13 protein-coding genes and 1 pseudogene are annotated in these 17,435 nt (G+C 73.5%); 5 read left to right on the top strand and 9 right to left on the bottom strand.

The genetic code is table 11. The features are described 5' to 3' along the window. Positions 1-28 precede the first annotated feature (28 nt). Positions 29-2,575 (top strand): KR domain-containing protein, encoded by a 2,547-nt coding sequence (locus ACIGNX_RS01205; protein WP_396534987.1) that lies wholly within the window; start codon positions 29-31, stop codon positions 2,573-2,575. Between the two features lie 50 nt (positions 2,576-2,625). On the opposite strand, the gene ACIGNX_RS01200 is transcribed toward ACIGNX_RS01205, so the two are convergent. From ACIGNX_RS01200 to ACIGNX_RS01185, 4 genes are all read right to left on the bottom strand, one after another. Then, positions 2,626-3,690, bottom strand: a complete 1,065-nt coding sequence (locus tag ACIGNX_RS01200; protein WP_396534985.1) for an SDR family oxidoreductase — start codon at positions 3,688-3,690, stop codon at positions 2,626-2,628. Positions 3,691-3,907: 217 nt separating this feature from the next. Beyond that, positions 3,908-5,473: a GMC oxidoreductase gene (locus tag ACIGNX_RS01195; RefSeq protein WP_396534983.1), complete on the bottom strand. Its 1,566-nt coding sequence runs from the start codon at positions 5,471-5,473 to the stop codon at positions 3,908-3,910. A 295-nt stretch (positions 5,474-5,768) separates the two neighbouring features. Further along, positions 5,769-6,908: an ACP S-malonyltransferase gene (locus ACIGNX_RS01190; RefSeq protein WP_396534981.1), complete on the bottom strand. Its 1,140-nt coding sequence runs from the start codon at positions 6,906-6,908 to the stop codon at positions 5,769-5,771. Positions 6,909-7,013: 105 nt separating this feature from the next. Further along, complete coding sequence (locus tag ACIGNX_RS01185) at positions 7,014-7,490, bottom strand: LuxR C-terminal-related transcriptional regulator (protein WP_396534979.1); 477 nt, start codon at positions 7,488-7,490, stop codon at positions 7,014-7,016. A 475-nt stretch (positions 7,491-7,965) separates the two neighbouring features. Between ACIGNX_RS01185 and ACIGNX_RS01180 the strand changes: the two genes are divergently transcribed. The 3 genes from ACIGNX_RS01180 to ACIGNX_RS01170 are packed head-to-tail and all read left to right on the top strand — an operon-like array spanning position 7,966 to position 10,136. After that, positions 7,966-8,247 carry a hypothetical protein gene (locus ACIGNX_RS01180; RefSeq protein ID WP_396534977.1) on the top strand — a complete coding sequence of 94 codons (282 nt, stop codon included), beginning with the start codon at positions 7,966-7,968 and terminating at the stop codon, positions 8,245-8,247. A 40-nt stretch (positions 8,248-8,287) separates the two neighbouring features. Beyond that, positions 8,288-8,656 carry a hypothetical protein gene (locus ACIGNX_RS01175; protein ID WP_396534975.1) on the top strand — a complete coding sequence of 123 codons (369 nt, stop codon included), beginning with the start codon at positions 8,288-8,290 and terminating at the stop codon, positions 8,654-8,656. Next, on the top strand, positions 8,649-10,136 hold the full coding sequence (locus tag ACIGNX_RS01170) for an ABC1 kinase family protein (protein WP_396534973.1): 1,488 nt from the start codon (positions 8,649-8,651) through the stop codon (positions 10,134-10,136). Before ACIGNX_RS01175 ends, ACIGNX_RS01170 begins: the two co-directional genes overlap by 8 nt. 18 nt (positions 10,137-10,154) lie before the next feature. On the opposite strand, the gene ACIGNX_RS01165 is transcribed toward ACIGNX_RS01170, so the two are convergent. After that, on the bottom strand, positions 10,155-10,520 hold the full coding sequence (locus ACIGNX_RS01165) for a response regulator transcription factor (RefSeq protein ID WP_396534972.1): 366 nt from the start codon (positions 10,518-10,520) through the stop codon (positions 10,155-10,157). A 921-nt stretch (positions 10,521-11,441) separates the two neighbouring features. On the opposite strand from ACIGNX_RS01165, the gene ACIGNX_RS01160 reads away from it, so the two are divergent. Continuing rightward, positions 11,442-12,827: a tol-pal system YbgF family protein gene (locus ACIGNX_RS01160; protein WP_396534970.1), complete on the top strand. Its 1,386-nt coding sequence runs from the start codon at positions 11,442-11,444 to the stop codon at positions 12,825-12,827. Between the two features lie 114 nt (positions 12,828-12,941). Here the strand turns inward: ACIGNX_RS01160 and ACIGNX_RS01155 are convergent, their stop codons facing one another. The 4 genes and pseudogenes from ACIGNX_RS01155 to ACIGNX_RS01140 all read right to left on the bottom strand — a co-directional run bounded on the left by ACIGNX_RS01155 (position 12,942) and on the right by ACIGNX_RS01140 (position 16,626). Beyond that, positions 12,942-13,601 (bottom strand): SDR family NAD(P)-dependent oxidoreductase, encoded by a 660-nt coding sequence (locus ACIGNX_RS01155; protein WP_396534968.1) that lies wholly within the window; start codon positions 13,599-13,601, stop codon positions 12,942-12,944. Positions 13,602-13,651: 50 nt separating this feature from the next. Next, a pseudogene (locus tag ACIGNX_RS01150) lies at positions 13,652-13,921 on the bottom strand (SDR family NAD(P)-dependent oxidoreductase); the annotation flags it as partial. Between the two features lie 107 nt (positions 13,922-14,028). Then, positions 14,029-15,492 carry a wax ester/triacylglycerol synthase domain-containing protein gene (locus ACIGNX_RS01145; RefSeq protein WP_396534966.1) on the bottom strand — a complete coding sequence of 488 codons (1,464 nt, stop codon included), beginning with the start codon at positions 15,490-15,492 and terminating at the stop codon, positions 14,029-14,031. A gap of 972 nt (positions 15,493-16,464) precedes the next feature. Next, entirely contained in the window at positions 16,465-16,626 is a 162-nt protein-coding gene (locus ACIGNX_RS01140; RefSeq protein ID WP_396534964.1) for a hypothetical protein, read from the bottom strand. Positions 16,627-17,435: the final 809 nt, after the last annotated feature.

Here is a 17,435-nt window from a genome sequence, read left to right as displayed (position 1 = left end):
CCCGCACCGCGCGCAGAGAGGTTGCCAGGTGACGACGATCCCCTCCACACCGCCGCCGGTCACGCGCCGACACGCCGTCCGCGAGATCACCGTCCCTCCCGCACCGGTGCGGGCGGCGTTGCCCCCCTTGCCGCCCCGCACCCTCGTCCTCACCACGACCCGGGACTTGGCCGGCGAGCTCCGCACCCGCCTGACCGACGAGCACTCCTTCGTGCTGCCCCTTCCCGAGTCGGGTCCCGTGTGGGACCGCGACGCCTTCGCGGCGCTGCTCCCACCCGGCCTGCGGCACATCCGGGTGGTCGCCTCCGCCGGTGACGCGCGGGAAGGGGGCGACGACCTGCCGGAAGCGCTGGTGGCGCTGCACGAGGTCGCTTTCCTCGCCGCGCAGCGGATGATCGGCGCGTTGCGCGAGGAGGGCACTCTCGGCGTCGTGCTGCTCGACGCCTTCGGCGCGGGTGTGGGGAGCCCCGCCCGTCCCGTGACGGGGCTGTTCACCGGACTGCTGAAGTGCGCGGCGTGGGAGACGGACCGGGCGCAGGTCTTCGGCGTGCTCACGGACGCCGCGGACCTGACCACCGCGTTGGACCAGTTGGCGGTGGAGTACCGGTGCGGGCGGCGCTTCCCCCACGCGCTCTACCGCGGGAACCGGCGCAGCGAGGAGCGGTTCTCCCCCGTCGGGTCCGCCGGGCGACCTCCCGTTCTCGACGAGAACAGCGTCGTGGTCGCCGTCGGCGGCTCGCGCGGGTTGACGACGCAGATCGTGAACGAACTGGCCCGCACCACCGGCGCGACCTTCTTCATCATGGGCTCCACGGACCTGGACGCGCTTCCCGCCGAGGTCTTCGAGGGCGACGACGAGCACTTCACCGCCCGGCGGCCGGAGTTCCTGCGCAAGCGCCGGCAGGAGGACCCCCAAGCCTCGCCCGCCGACCTCGGCAGGCAGTTCGAGGCACTCGTGCACGCGCGTGAGGCGAAGCGCTCCCTGGCCGAGCTCTCCCGGCTGACGGGTCCGGACAGGTGCCACTACCTGGTCTGCGACGCGACGGACCCCACCCGGGTCCGCGAGGCCGCGGCCGCCGTGCTCGCCGACCACGCCGCGGTGGACCTGCTCCTGTTCTCCGCCGTCGTCAGCCGACCGCGCTCCCTGGAGCACAAGGCGCAGTCCGACTTCCGGCACGTCCGCGACGTCAAGGTGCGCGGGCACCAGAACCTGCGCGCGGCCTTCGGGGACCGGGTGCGCACCTGGTGCAACTTCGGTTCCGTGGTCGGCAGCCTGGGCCTGCCCGGCGACGTCGACTACGCGTCCGCGAACGACTACCTCGCGGCCGCCGCCCGCCACCGGAGCACCCGGTCGCCGGACCGTGAGTTCACCATCGCCTGGACCTGGTGGAAGGAGTCCGGTTTCAGCAGCCGCCCCCTCGCGGGGAACCACATGCGGCGCAGCGGCTGGCTGACCGGCATCAGCGACTCCGAGGGGGTGGGGCACTTCTTCGCGGAACTCGGCAGCCCGGGGCCCGGGCGCGCCCTGGTCGCGCTGCTCGGCCCCGCCGAGCGAGCCACCTACGACCGGGTGACGCCGGGACTCATCACCGACGGACTGGACCTGACGTCGACCGCCGCCGGCGCGGGCTTCTACCTCGACGGTCGCGCGACCGAGGCCCGCGAACCGCACGAGCGCTCAGCCGTCTGGACCAGGCGACTGGAGCCCGACGGGCGCGACGCCTACCTGGCCGGCCACCGGGTGCGCGGCGTCCCGACGATGGCCGGGGCGCAGGAACTCGAGATGATGGCCGAGGCGGCGCTCGCGCTCGTGCCCGGCGGCACGGTGACCGCGTTCGAGGACGTGCGCTACCACTCGTTCCTGCGGTGCCGACCGGGGCGGCCGGCGGCGGAGTGCGAGATCGAGGTGGAGCTGAAGGCGTCCCACGACGGCACGGCGCGGGTCACCGCGTCGATCCGCTCGCGCCACACCCGCCCGGGCGGCCGACAGCCCGGCGGCCCGCGGCTGCACGCCGAGGCCGACGTGCTGCTGACCACCTCCGGCACGTCGGTCGGGCACACCGGTCCCGGGCGTCCCTTGCCGTTCCTCGACGGCGCACGCCCCGTGCTCGACCCGTACTACCGGGCTGCCCCGTACGTGGAACTCGGCGGGGTCTACGCCAGCACGAGCGATCTGCGCCTGCTGCCCTGGGGCAGCGTCACCACCGCCCGGCTGCGCCCCGTCAACGACACCGGTCCGGGCACCGCCGAGGACCGCGCCGCACGCGCGGCTCTCGCCGAGTACGTGGTACCGAGCCTCCTGATCGACGCGCTGACCCGCGTGGTGCTCCACGACCCCGAACACCCGCACCGGCTGGGTCTGGGCGTGCCGCTGGGCTATTCGCGGGTCACGCTGCACACCGGGCTGAACGACCTCGGGCTGGATCGGCGGTACGGCACGGGGATCACGCTGTACCGCGTGAACGCCTCGAACAGGGCCGCCGCGACGTGCCTGGCGGTCGGTCCGGGCGCCGAAGCCCTGGTGACGGTGGAGGACCCGCGCCTGGGTGGCCTGGCATGGGTCCCCGAGGCCTGAAACCGCGGCTCACGGCGGTCCGGTCGTCCGGACCGCCGATCGGACCCCGATCAGGGTGTGCCGGTCACGTCTTGAGGTCGGGGCCCGGCGGGGTCCACGGGCGGTGCCCCTTCCGCGACGGTGCCGTTCGCCGAAGGACCCGGCGGCGTGGTCATCGCCCCCGGCGGGGTCGTCGACGAGGTGCTCGTCGTTCCCCGGGCGTCCGGGCGACGTGCGGGTGTGCGTGGTCCGCGTGACGGCGTGCGGTCGGCGGCGGGGATCTTCTCCCCCGGGCCGGGGGGCCGCGGCGGCCGGGCGGTCGCCGGCCGCGGTGGGTCCGGCCGGAACAGGGCGTTCCCGAGCGAGATGCCACCGTCGGCCAGGACCACCTGGCCGGTGACCCAGCCCGTGCGCGGCGAGGCCAGCACCGCCACCAGGCCGGCCAACTCCTGCTCGGTGCCGAGCCGTCCGAGCGGCGTGCTGACGACGTTGTTGGCGCGCAACGTGTCACTACCGGGGAACCGGGTGGCCGTCGGGCTGTCCAGGAAACCCGAGGACGCCACGTTCACCCGGACGCCGTAGGGCGCGAACTCGACGGCCAGGTACCGGCTGAGCGCCTCCAGCGCCGCTTTGCTGACCCCGACCACGGTGTAGTTGGCGATGACCATCCCGGCGCCGATGGACGACACGTTCACCACCGACCCGCCGGTCTCCGCCAGCAGGGGCAGAGCCGCCCACGCGCACCGGCGCGCACCGTGCACGTTGACGTCGAAGACCTTCTGCCACGTCACGTCCGTCAGGGTGTTCGCCGGCGCCAAGACCCCGCGTGCCGCGTTGTTGACCAGCACGTCGAGCCTGCCCGCCCGTTGCCGCACTGCGTCGAACATCGCGGTGACGTCGTCGGGCTTGGCGACGCTGCCCCTGATCAGCTCGCACGAGCCGCCGGCCGCCTCGACCTCCTGCTGCGTCGCGCGCGCCGACCGGGCGGAGTGGAAGTAGTTGATCACCACGTGCGCGCCGCGGGCGGTGAACTCCCGCACGATCGCCCGGCCGACCCCCTTGCCGCCGCCGGTGACCAGCACGACCTTGCCGGCGAACTCGTCCGACGTCCCCGCTCCTGCGCCGGGGCCGCTCATGCGGGGTTCCCCGTCGACTCGCGCCCGGCGCCCGGGTCGACGAGGTCGCGGAACGAGCCGAGCGGGTGACTGCCCCGTCCTGGGAGGGGGCAGGCGTTGAGCGGTGTCATCTGTGTCCTCCGGGACGTGTCGGGTGTGCGTGCCGCCGGACTCGGGCAAAGGGGTCGCGGAGAACCCCTCGACGGGTGGGTACGCGACCTCACCGCGGCAGCACGATTCAGGCGAAGTCGTGGATGACGCGGTCGAGGCAGCGCTCCACGACGGCCGCGATGGTGAGGGCGGGGTTGACCGCAGCGGTGTTCCCCGGCATCAGGGCCGCGTCCAGGCAGTACAGGCCCTCGTAACCGTGCAGGCGACCTTGAGCGTCGGTCGCCTTGCCCAGGACGGCGCCGCCGAGCGGGTGCAGGACCAGGGGGTGGGTGCCCAACGGGTCGTGCAAGGTGGCGCCGGTGGGCACGTGCTCCACGACCCGGCGGAGGAGCCCGGTCGTGGCCCGCCGGGTGCCCGCGTCGCCGTCCGGACCCCACTCGAGGCGGGGTTCGGCGGTGGCGTCCGACCAGGTCCAGCGCCCGAACCGATCCGGGACGCCCATGCCGAAGCAGAGCATCCAGCGGTTCCCGAGGCCGCCGACACCGGCGTGCGCCACCGTGACGAGGCCGCCGTGCTCGCGGGTGAGGAAGGCGGCCGGCCCGCCGTGCGGGCCGTCGCCGGGCATCGACCCGACCCTCACCAGCTGCGCCTGGTCGGCGTTCGTGCCCCACTGCTCCCCGACGAACTCGTTGAGGCGGGGCAGGGCGCCGGTCGCCTTGGCGGTGAGCAGGAGTCGCGGTGTGTGAACGCCCCCGGCGGCCAGGACGAGCCGGTCGCAGGTGATGCGGACGCGCTCCAGCACCGCACCTCCCACGTCGAGGTGATCGACCGCGACGCGGTAGCGGCCGTCACGGCCTTGACCGATCCCGGTGACCTCGTGCAGTGGTCGCACCTCGGTCCTGCCGGTCGCCTCGGCACGGGCCAGGTACGTGCGATCCACGCTGATCTTCGCCCCGCTGTCGCACCCGGTGAACATGTACTGCCCGATCGTGGCGGCCGCGCGCGCCCTGCCGCCGAGCTCGGCGCGCACGACGTCGAAGTCGAAGGCGCTGACGGCCTTCTCCACGGGCAGGCCGGCCTCGACCAGGGCGGTGCGCCAGAGGACCGCGGACCGGAAGCGGGGGTGGGTGAGCAGGTCGTCGGGGAACTCGGCCCCACCCAACCGGCGGCGGGCGCGCGGGTAGTGGACGCGGTCGAGTTCCCCGTAGTCGAGTTCCGGGGGGAACGCGCGGTGGAACGCCTCGGCTCGCGGTTGCGGCAGCAGCCCGGCGTAGACCAACGTGCCACCGCCGACCCCGGCCCCGCACAACACCGTCAGGCGCCGGTGCGGCAGGACGTCCAGCAAGCCGGTGGAGCGCGGGAGCAGCCTGGCCGCGACCGCCTCCGCGGCGGGCGCCGCCCAGGGCAGGCGGGAGAGCAGCGGCACCGACGACGGACGGCCCAGCCAGAGCAGGCGCCGGTCCGGCGAGGGCCACCGGGGGAAGGTGTCCCCCGCCGGCGTGATCGGCCACCGACGACCCCGTTCCAGCACCAGGTTGTCCACACCGGCCCGGGCGAGGCGGAACGCGGTGACGCTGCCACCCACCCCGGAGCCGATGACGACCACGCGGTGCCGCTCCTCGCGGTCCACCCGCCCGCGGGTCGGTGACGGCGTCCCGCCCGACCTCCGCCCGCCCGCATCGCGTTCCACCACGCGCCGCGCCTCGCTCTCCCTCTCGACCCCCGCTGTCCCGTCGAGCCGGGGCTCCCGCTCCGGGCACGGTCCGGTCACCGACGTCCACCCATCTGAGCAGCGAGCCGGACGGGTCGACACCCCTCCCGGTCGGTGGACTGTTGAACGTGGTGAAACCGGCCGGCGGTCACCACCGTGGTCGGGCTCCACCGCCGGCGGGGCGAGGTCGTGGCGAACCGGTGTCCGCGCGGGACACGCACGTGACCGGTGTGGGCGGCCACCACGCCCGCGCGCTCCTCCGTGTCTTCCCGCCGGTTCACGGCGGCCAGAGCCTCGGGCCCGAGCCGCTGCCGGGGCGGCTGGACTCGCCCGGAGAGCATCGCGGTCCGCTCGTGGGCGGCGTCGGGCGCCGCGCCGGAGTGGTGCGTGGCGGCGTCGAGGTGGCGGGAGCGGGCCGGGGACCGGCAGCCGGGGTGCCGTCGTCCCGCGGTTCCGGCAGCTCCTCCAGATCGGACAGCAGCGCGCGTCGGCTCGTGCGCCTGCGGAAGGGCGCGACGGTCGCCACGCCCGGGACGATCCCGCCCACCAGGTCCACCAGGACGCCCTTCGGGCCCGACTCCACGAACCGCCGCGCACCGTCGGCGTGGATCGCCCGCACCGCGTCGGCGAACCGCACGCACCGGACCAGGTGCCCACGCACGACCAGCTCGACGTCGGTGGCGCCCTCGACGTAGCGGCCCAGCGACGACGAGTAGACGCGCAGGCTCGGCACGCGTTTGGGCAGGTCGGCCGCCCGCTCGGCGAAGTCGTCCGCCGCGCCCGCCAGCACCCGGTTGTGGAACGGGTAGGGGATGCGCAGCCGCGTCGCCGTGATCCCCAGCGCCTTCGCGGACTCACCCAGGCGCCGCAGCCCGTCATCCGGCCCGGACAGCACGACCTGGCCGGGGCCGTTGTCCGCCGCGACGGAGACGTCCCGCTCGCCGAGCGCGCCCAGCAGGTGCTCGGCCCGGCGCACACCGCAGCCCAGGGCCACGAGGCCGCCCCCGGGGGCGGTGGCCGCCCGCAAGGCCTCGTCGCGCCTGCCCACCAGGCGTGCCCCGTCGTCCAGGGTGAGCGCCCCGGCGGCGGTCAGCGCCACCAACTCACCGAGGCTGTGTCCCAACAGGACGTCCGGCCGCACGCCGCAGTCCTCGGTCAGCAGGCGGAAAGCGACTGCCGAGGCGGCGAAGACCGCCAGGTGCAGGGAGGGCGGGTCGTGCTCCACCAGCTCCCGCAGGGACGCCGAGGCCGGGCCGAGGAGCATCGGCGAGACCTGTTCCCGCCCCAGCTCCGCCGCCACCTCGTCCACGACGCCCAGGGTCGCTCCGATCAGCGGGTGTTCGTCGGCCAGGTCGCGGAACAACCCGGGCAGGTGGCTGCCCTGGCCCGGGAAGAGGAAGGCGTTGCGCGACGTCATCGTGGTCCCTTCCCGGATCGGACCGCTGCGGGCGGGAACGGGTGCGGCGGCGAGGTCCGAGGGCCGGCACGAGGCCGGCGACCGCCGGGCCCTACGGGCGCACCGTCAGTTCGGCGTGGCGCGGTGCGGCGAGCCCGCGCTCGACGTCCGGGCCCGGAGGCACTCCTCGGGGTCGACGAGGCGCTCGCGCAGGGCGGTGAAAGCGGCTTCGGTCCTGCTGCCGGCGTTGAGCTTGGTCAGGATGGTGTGCACGTGGTTCTTCGCGGTCTTGTCGGAGATGTCGAGCGCCTGTCCTATGTGCCGGTTGGACAGGCCGGCGGCGAGCAGGGTGAGCACCCGCCGCTCCTGGCCGGTCAACCGCGAGCCGGCGAAGCGGTCGTCGCCGGGTGGTCCGGCCACCGGCCGCGGTGAGGCGGGCCCGGCGCCCGGGTCGGACAGGAGGCGGGTCGCCAGCGCCAGCGACTCCGCGGCCTCGTGGAGGCAGCGGAAGGCGTGTTCGACGAGGTTCGCGGCGTCGCCGTCCCCCTCCCCGCCGGGGTTCCCGATCGGCAAGGGGAGCACGTCGGCACCGGTTGTCGTCACTGTCGTCTCCTCGTCGTGTTCGCCGTGCGGCAACACCACGTGCCCGGTCGCGGCACGGCTCGGACCCGTCGTTCGCACTCGCCTTCGCCGTCCGGGTGGTCGACGCCCGACCTGTCAGTCCCAAGAGGACGGCACGGCACCGCGCCGGGCTCCGCTTCGTCGGCCCGTGGTCGCGGTGATCCTCTCGGAGTTCCACGCTACCCGCGGGGAGCGGCCGAGCGGTGGCCGTCGCGGCAGGTCGTGTTGAGAGTGTTGAAGGTGGCCCCTGGGTCCTGCGACCTCGGTACTAGTGCCACGGACCCATTGGCGGGCGGGAGGTCCGCGGCGACACTGGACACGGCGGCGTGCCGTCGTCCCGGCTCGTCCCCCGCGGGCCCGGACCGCGCCGCGCGCACCTCGACCCGGGGTGGCGGCGCGGTCCGGGACCGGACATCGCCGAATCGGCTCGGACACCACTCCACCAAGGAGATCCGGCATGACCACGAACAAGGGCAAGGGCAGGCGCATCGGGTTGTTCGACTACCTGGGCAACCTCCTCGACGACACCAAGGACTACGTCGACGACGTGCTGGCCCGGGGCCGCGACGTCGAGGACGACGTGCGCTCGACCACCCGCCGCGCCCTGCGCCGGGACGACGAACCGGACACGACCGCGGACATCGAGGACCTGCGCGCCCGGTTGGAGGAGCTGTCCGCCGCGGTGCGGAACCTGGGTACGAGCGGCTCCGGGCACGGCCAGCCGGTGAAGACCAGGTGAACGACGGGTACCGGGCGGGCGCGGAGGCCGGGGGCACGCGATGACCGGGACCCGCTCCTCGGGGGGCCGCGGTCGGAGGCGGCGCGACCTGCTCCGGGACCTCGACGGCACCCTCGTCGACACCAGGACGAACCTGGTGGTCGACGTCCGGGACCTGCTGGACGACCTGAGAGCCGGCCGACCCTTCCGCGCCCACCGCCGCAACGGCGACGAGTGCACGGTGGAGGTGCTGGCCGAGGTGCTCGGCGGCGTGGTGGCGGAGCGGCACTCCCGGCTGTCCCCGCCGTTGTTGCCGGGCGTGGACCTGCCGCGACCGGCCAGGGGTGCACGGCGGAGCGCGGACCGGGGCGGCGTGGTGGTGCCGTTGCGCTCCCCGGACGGGCGCGGCGGGGCAGCGGGCCGTGCCTGAGGGCAGGGCGCGCCTGCTGGCGGCCACGCTGGCGCGCTTGGTCGCCCGGGAAGCCGGCGACTCGATCGGGGGCGAGCCGAGCCTGCGGCAACAGCGTCGGGCGCGGGCGATCCGGGTGGCGTTCGAGAACCTCGGTCCGCTCTACGTCAAGGTCGGGCAGATGCTGTCCACCCGGCCGGACTTCGTCTCCGAGGCGACCATCGAGGAGCTGGGCAAGCTGCACGACCGGGTGCCCGCGGCGCCGTTCGCCGAGTTCGAACCGGTGCTGGAGGAGGAACTGGGTCACGCGTGGGAGCGCCGGTTCCGCCACATCGACACCGACCACCCCCTGGGATCGGCGTCGTTGGCCCAGGTGTACCGGGCACGGCTCACCGACGGCAGACCGGTCGCGGTGAAGGTCCAGCGCCCCGGCATCGGGTCGGTCGTGCGCTCGGACATGGCCGTGCTGCGCCGCGCCGCCCGAGTCGTGACCGCGGCCAGACCCACGTTCAACGCCGTGGTCGACGTGCACGCGATGCTGGACCTGATCTTCGAGTCGGTCGGGAACGAGCTGGACTTCACGGCCGAGGCGGCGAACATGGAGCTGGGCCGGGCGCAGGCCGAGGAGTTCGACCTGATCACCGTGCCCGGGGTGGTGACGGCCACCCCGCGGGTGCTGGTGCAGGACCTGGCTGGGGGCCGGTCGATCCGCGACGTCGACCACCGGGAGTTCGACGACGACGACGAACGCCTGGCCGTGGCGCACGACCTGCTGGCGTTCATGTACCGCAGCTACTTCGTCGGCCGCCACTTCCACGCCGATCCCCACCCCGGCAACGTCTTCGTCGAACCCGGCCGCGGCGCCTACCTGATCGACTGGGGGATGATCGGCAGGATCGACCGCCCGCTGAGCCTCAAGCTGGCCCTCACCCTCATCAACATCGCCCAGAACGACGGGGAGGGCGCCGCCCGGGCGTGGGTGGAGATGGGCAAGCCGATGTCTTGGGCGGACGTGACGGGGTTCGCCGGCGACGTGTCCGCCCTGGTCCCCCGAGCCGCGATCGCGTCGCTGGAGGAGCTGAACTTCGGCCTGACGCTGACCACGGTGCTGCGCCACTCGACGAAGCGGGGCATCAGGATCAACCCCGTGGTGCCGATGCTGGGAAAGTCCTTCGCCAACGCGGAAGGCTCGATCCGCTGCCTGGCACCGGAGCTGTCGGCCGCGGAGGTGCTGCGCGACGAACTCGCCGACATCGTGGTGGACCTCGCCTGCGAGTCGCTGTCGGAGTCCCACCTGGCTCGCGGCGTCGTGGAACTGCTGCTCGCCACGAACGGCAGCCAAGACCACGCGCGCGGCATCCTGCGGGACGTGTTCAACCGCGACCTGTCGTTCGGGGTGAACTCCCGGAACCCGGACCTCAGGCGCCTGACGCCGGGCAGGCTGCTCTGCGGGGCGTTGGCGGGCACCGCGGGCGTCTGGCTGTGGCGACGGGCGCGGTGACGACCGGACCGGGGACGGTCACCTGTCCCGGATCAACCTGATGACCGCCTGGGTGCGGTCGCCGACATCCAGCTTGCAGAAGATCGAGTGCAGGTGGTTCTTCACCGTCCGCTCCGAGATGCCCAGGGTGCGGGCGATCCTGCGGTTGGAAAGCCCTCCCACGAGCAGCCGCGCGACGTGCCCCTCTCGCTCGGTGAAATTCCACCGGGAGAAGTCACCCTCCTCGTGCGCACCCTCCGAGGACCGCGTGCTGAACACGTCCGCGATTCGCTCCAACAGCGTCTGCGATATTTCCTGCTGAGTGCGCATGAGCTCGATCAGCTCCTCGACAGACAGATCTTCGCCGGCATCGTCATCGGATCCACCCCGGTACAGCGCCACCACCCACACCACCTGACGAACAGAAGTAGAACCATCGCTTCCAGTAATAACCCGGCAACCGAGCCCCACGGCGACAATAACCCCATACAGGCCGTTGCGCCTGATGGCGCGACGCCTTTCTCCGACACCTCGGAATGCCGGGTCGGCTGGAAACTCGCGTGCCGGAGGACTGCGGACCCACCGGGCCGGACCCCGCACCGGCAGAGCCGGAAAATCCACTGTGGACTCCGCGACCAGGGTGCGGTCGCCCTCCGCCGCCGGCGTTCGACACCCGTGCGGCGGTGCCGTCGGTGGAGCCGCCCGAATTTCGGCGCGAGCCGTTCCCTCCCGTCGCCCGACCGACCGGAGGCCGGCCGCCGATGCCGGAGGTCGAGGTCGAGGTCGACGAGGTGGCGCGGTGGGGTGAACCGCGAACACGTGGAAGGGGCCGCCCGGTGGGGCACTCCACCGGCGTCCGGGCGGAGCACGACCCCGCTGTCCCGCTCAGCGGTGCCAGGTGCCCCGGAGCGACACCGTCGACCCCCCGGGCACCCGGGGCGGGACATCCCGGCCCTCGTCGAACGTGATGAGAGCGGAGGTCCCGGAAGCGGCCTGCCGTCGCCGGAAAGGAGCAGCACCAACGCCCCAGCACGGGTCGTGCGATCCGCTCGGCGATCCGCGCCGCTGGAGCGTTCGAACCCCAAACCCGTCTCTTCCGGTGAAACGCCCGCCGGCACCGAGCACGTTTCGTGCAGCACGGCCCGATCGACCTCGGCGACGTGGCGGGGAACGTGCACAACCGGAGTCACCCCAGCGTGCAATAGCCGAATCGCCACGTCGGCACTTGACTGAAGCCTTGCGTTCCGAGGGGGGACGCACGACAGCTCCCACCTCGTGCCCACGCCGACAGGGCGCCGCCGCGCCCCGTGTTCGACCGGGAGAGCCTTGACACCGCGGAACCGCACCCCCAACGACCTGCTCCGCCTCCTCCTGAAAGAGGCGCGGTGGACCAACCACAACTTCGCCCTGGCGGTGAACCGCGTGGCCGCGGAGGCCGGCGCCAGGCTGCACTACGACCGCACCAGCGTCTCGCACTGGCTGTCGGGGACCCGACCGCGCCCGTCGGTGGCGGCGTTCGCGGCCGAGGCGCTGTCCCGCAGGCTCGGACGCCCCGTCTCGACGGAGGACACCGGCTTGGCCGACCGCACCGGGGCGGCCACCACCCCGGCGCCCGGCCGGCACACCGCTCTCACGGCGCTGCACCACTTGTTGGAGCAGGACCAGGACCCACGGCTGCGCGCCGTCCTCCACGAACAGCCGTTCCGGTCCCATTGGTCGGCGGTGCCCCCGTGGCGGCCCCGACCGGAGGGCCGTTCCCCCGACCCGGACGCCGACGGACCCCCCGGCGGGGAGCTCGTGGCGGCGCTGGGCACGATGGCCTCCACCTTCGCCGCCGCGGACGAGGCGTTCGGCGGTGGGCACGCGCGCACGGCGCTCGTCACCTACCTGGCCGACGACGTCGTGCGTTGGCTGCGGTCGGCTGCTTCCGGGCCCTTCCGCGGAGAACTGGTCAGCAGCGTGGCGGCGCTCACCCACCTGGTCGGCTCCATGTCCTTCGACGACCTGCACCACCACCTGGCCCAGTACTACTACCGGGTGACGCTGCTCCTCGCGGACGAGGTCGGCGACAGCACGGGGCACGCCCTGGTGCTGCGCGGCATGAGCACGCAGGCGTGCTTCCTCGGCCACTACCGGCAGGCCGCGCAACTGGCCGACGCGGCGGTGGACCGCCTCCCGCCGGGGGCCTCCCCCGGCACGCGCGCCGTACTCCTGGGCCAGGCCACCGTCGCGCACGCGGCCCTGGCCGACCGCAGGACGGCCTTCGCCCTGCTGGGCCGGGCCGAGAAGTTCCTGGGGAAGGCCGAGGACGAGCCTCCGGCCACCGGGCGCACCGACCAGGCGGAGGTGGAGTACCTGGCGGGTCGGGCACTGGCGTTCCTGCTCGACCACGAGCCGGCCGAGGCCGCGCTGCGCGAGTCGTTGGAGCACCGGCCGGAGCGAGAGCGCCGCTCCCGCCTGCTGACCACCCACTACCTGGCCGAGCTGCAACTGCGCCGGGGCAACCCGGAACTGGCGTGCACCACGTGGCAGCGGTTCCTCGACGAGTGCGGCTGGGTCCGTTCCGGGCGCGTGCGCTCGGCCCTGCACGCGTTCAGCAGGCAACTCCAGCCCTACCGCGGCAACGTCGTCGTCCGCCATGCGCTGCGGCGGGCCGAGCGGCTGGCCGGGCGTTCCACCGGGGCAGGCGGGCTGGTCGCGCAGCGGTCGTAGCGGCGACCGGATGCCCCGGGGAGTTTCGACGTGCCCCCTCTGGCCGCCCTTGGAGGTCGGCCGCACCCGATCCGGCAGTCGTTCGCGCAGCAGTCGCTCGCGCCCGGGCGAGGCTCAACCACGACGAGGGGCGGGGGTCCACGCGCATCGCACGCGGCTCACCGTCGAACAGGGCCGGCGACGCCGGTGGCGCGTCGAGCCGCGCCGCAGCGGCGTCGACTTCACCACGGGCGACCCCGGCCTGCCGGAGCACACCCCGGGAGCACGCGCCGGGACCGGGAACAGGGGCACGGGACGATCGGACCCCAGTGGGTCCTCCGGGGGTATCCGTGGTGGGCTCAGGCGGGGATGCGACCCCTGCTGCAGGAAGTCGGGCATCTGCGGCCCGCCGATGAAGGAGGTCGCGCCGCCGTCGGAGACCGGGCAGCTGCCGGTGACGCCGCGCGACGCGTCGCCCACGAGGTGGGCCACCGATCCGACCAGGTCCGACGGGTCGCCGAGCACGCCGGACGGCACGGCGGCCGGCAGCCCGGCGCTCGCACCCGGGTCGGCGAAGAACTTGGTGGTGAGGTCCGTCCGCACCCGGCCCGGAGTCAGGGCGTTCACCCGCACGCCGGCGGGGGCCCGCTCGGCGGCCGGCGTCCGGGTCGGCGAGATGACGGCGGCCTTGGTGACGGCGTAGTGCGCCGGCACGGGCGTGCCGCCGGGGCCGGCGATCGACGCGACGTTGACGACGGAGCCGCTGCCCCGCTCGACCGTGTGCGCGCCGGACACGTGGCGGCGTGGACGATCGATTCGAGGTTCAGCCGCGGCGTCCGCCCCCAGTCGTCGAACTCCAGGTCCGGGAACGGACCCGGGTGACCGATGCCGCCCGCGTTGTCGACCGGCACGTCCAGCGCGCCGAACTCCGCGAACGTCGTCCGCGCGGTCTGGCGCACCTGGTCGCCGTCGTTGACGTCGCAGGTCAGCACGAGCGCCCGGCGGCCCAGTGCCTCGATCCCCCCGGCCAGGCGCTCCAGCGCGGTCGTGGTGCGGGTGAGCAGCGCGACGTCGGCGCCCGCCTCGGCCAACCCGGTGGCGATCGCCCTGCCGATCCCTTCGACGCCCGGTCGCGAGTGCCGCCCTGCCCTTCAGGTCGAACAGGTCCAGCGCGGACGCCAGGGGTGCTCCGGTTGCGGTGCGCGGTCGGCTGTCGTGGTGCTCACGCGGTCCCGGTCCCGGCGCGGGTGTTCGCGGCGAGGGCGAGGACCTCCTCGAAGCTCTCGCGCAGCGAGGCGACGAAGGCGTCCGGCTCGGTGAAAGCGCCGACGTCGAGCGTGATCCCGATGTGGCACCTGTCCCCGTACGTGGTCAGCGCGATGCTCGTCGCCCCGCGCAGCAACGGGGGGAACGGCGAGACGCCGAGGACCCTGGCACCGGCCAGGCCCAGTTCCCCGGGCACGCCGGGGAAGTTGGTGGCGATGAGGTCGTTGCCGCGGAACATCTGGCTGAACACGAACCTCACCAGCGGTCCCGGCAGGGGTGTGATCGGTCGGGTGAGCAGGTCCAACGCCCGCAGCACCGGCCTGGTGCGCACGGTGGCCACCAGTCGGCGCGACTCGGCGATCCGCTCGGCGGCGCTCAGTCCCGACACCGGCATGGCCAACCGCGTGCTGGCCAACCGGTTCCCCGCCGGCAGGTCGTCACGTCGGCGCACGCTGATCGGCATCTGCAACGGGACCGCCAGCAGGTCCAGCCCGAACCGGCGGTGGTACCGCTCGAAGCCGCCCATGATGCAGGCCACGAAGGCGTCGTTCAAGGTGCCTCCCCCCGCCTTGCCGCCCGCCCTGAGCGCGCGCAGGGGGAAGTCCAAGGCGTCGAAGCGCATCGCGTGGCTGCGTACGCGCAACAGCGGTGACGCGGGGACCGGGGGCACGAGCGTGGTCAGGGCGAAAGACACCAGGCCGTCCGCGATCCGGCTGACCGAGGGCGGGGTGAACCGCTGCCCGTGGTCGTTTCGCCTGGCGCGGAGCGCACCGGCGGCGCGGAACAGGGCCGGGGGCAACCTGACCAGGTTCCTGGCGAGGCGGCCGGTGAGCAGTGCGGCGGCCGGGGCGGCACGGGCGTCGGGCGCCGGAGGCAGCGCGGACGCGTCCACCGACGTGGCCGCATCGTCGAGCAGGACGGTGGCCAACTGCGCCGCTCCCAGGCCGTCGCTGAGGCTGTGGTGCAGCTTCAGCAGGTAGGCGGCCCGACCACCCCGACCGTCGTCGAGCCCCTCCACCAAGGTCACCTCCCACAGCGGGCGTTCCGGTGGCAGGGGCGCGGACGCGACCGCTTGCGCCAGGTCGAGCAACTGACGAGTCGTCCCGGGCTCCGGCAGCCGCACCCGGCGCACGTGGTTGCGCACGTCGAACGTCCGGTCCGCCACCCAGAACGGGCGACCCAGCCCCAGCGGCGGTTCCAAGGCGCGGTGCCGCAACCGGGGCACGACCCGCGTGCTCCACTCGTGCCTGGCCACGAACCTCTCCCAGTCGGGGCTCCGGTCGAGCACGAAGACCCCCAGCATGTTCGACCGCATCCCGGGGTGGTTCTCCGCGCGCCAGAACAACGTCTCCAGGGCGTTCATCTCGACCGGCGCGCGCCAGACGGCACGTGCGGACGCCCGTGTTCCGCGGTTGACCATGGTTCTCCCCGGTCCGTGTGAATTCCGGCGACGGAAGTCGCGATGTCGACCGGCTGACGTCCGGACAGGCGCTCCGACCCGGTCGATATTTCATCTCACATACATACACGGCTCGTGTACACCCCTATTGGGGTGAGCCGACCGGATCGGACGGGGCACCAATCGGGTGAAGGCACTTCCGTGCGAATCCATCTCGGTGAACGGCGCGGCACCCGAAGCACGAATGACCACCCGTCGAGCAGGAATCCTCACGCTGTGCGAGCACGGGCAGTTCCACACCGACGGCCGACTGGTCGAAAGGGGTGAGCCGAGTGACCCGGGTGCAGACCTTCCCTTTCGACACCCTCCCGAAGGGCACAGGACGAAGGTGCGATAGCGGTGAATCCGGCACACGAACAGAATGGAGCCGCGGATACCCGTCGGGTCGCGCGGAGTGGAACGCGCCATCGGTACACCGCCAAGGCCGGATCCGGGCGCGGCTGCGCCCAGGGACCCCGGGCCGGCGCGGCACGACGTCCGCCCCACCAGGACGGCCCCGCGACGGTGACGACCGGCCGGTGGCCCCGGTGGTGGTGAAGGTGCGGGACCCGCTGTGCACCGGGTCGAGCGAGTTGCTGTCCCGTGAGGAGGTCGGCGCTGGTGCGGGTGCCGGATGCCAGGGCCATCGCTCAGCGACACCCACGACCCCACACCCGACCGGGTGCTCGGCTGCTCGACGGGGGTGCGGGTCACGTCCGGCACCCCCGCCGAAACCGCGGTCGTCAGCCCTGCCACGAAGGTGCGCAACACCCTTGTCGAGTCGGCAGTGCCCGGTTGCCCCCGTGGCAGCGTTCGTCATCACCGCCCGGAACGACGGGAAGTCGCCGCGGACACCTCCGTCCCCGTGCCCGGCTGCTCGGCTGCTCGGTCCGGCTGTCGTCCCCTCCTGCCGTCATCGACCGGTCCCGGAGTGGGGACGTCGGGACCGACGGGTCACGGCGAGGTGATCCGCAGGGCTACGAGGTAGTGAGAGCCGGGGACGGTGCCCGGTCCGGCGATGCACAGCAGCACGCCCGCGCTCGGACCGGTGTTCGTCCGGACGACGGTGCTGCCGGTGAACGGGCCGGAGGTGATCGTGCCGGTGAACGCGACCACCAAAGCGGCGCCTGCGACGGTGCCGGTGCGGTTGGCGGAGACCGTCGACGCCTGCCCCGCGTTCCACGTGGTCGTGCAGGTGGAGGGCGCGGTCGCCGTCAGGTCCGGGCACCCGCGTTCCGGTGTGGTGAGGACGCGGGCGCGGGAGCCGGAGGTGACGGACTGCGGTGCCGCGGTCAGCGGGAGGAACAGACGACGTCGTCGCTGCTGGGCTGGGTGCGGGTGACGTCAAGCACGCCGACCGGGGCACTGCCCGCCGGGCCCGGCACGAGCAACGCCCGGGGAGAGGCGGTGATCGCCGGCGCGGATGCGGCTCCGCGTAACGATTTGATCATCACAGCTCTCCGTTCCGGGCGGTGCCCGGCACTCCGGCGGGCACGAACACGCGCCGGCAACCGGCTTGTGCCCTTCGCCGAGCCGTGACCGCGCCGAACGGGCGAGCACTCCCGCACATCGGGCTCGCCGCCGTCGCGTACCCCGGCGCGGCACCGAACACCGCCGTTTTTCTTCTTGGACGGGAAACATCGGTGCACGTGCCGTGCCGTGCCGTGCACGACCCGATCCCCGACCGCGGGTCGGCCCTCACCAGGATCCCATCCGTGAAACCTTGCCGCACAACGAGAAACGTCTACCGAAGTGATCGTTCGTGACGGCCGCGGCAAGCCCTGGACGGAGAATCCCCTCCCCTGCTCGAAGATCGAGCAGGCCCGCTGCGACACCCCGTTCCGGACCGGGGAGTCGCCGGGGGCTCACGGGACGACCCGGGCGGGGTGGAGCACACCGCATTTTCCGCAGTTGAGGTCGGGTGC

It is taken from the genome of Actinosynnema sp. NPDC053489, from assembly GCF_044544865.1.
Lineage (GTDB): Bacteria > Actinomycetota > Actinomycetes > Mycobacteriales > Pseudonocardiaceae > Actinosynnema.
This window is presented reverse-complemented; position numbering and strand designations above follow the sequence as displayed.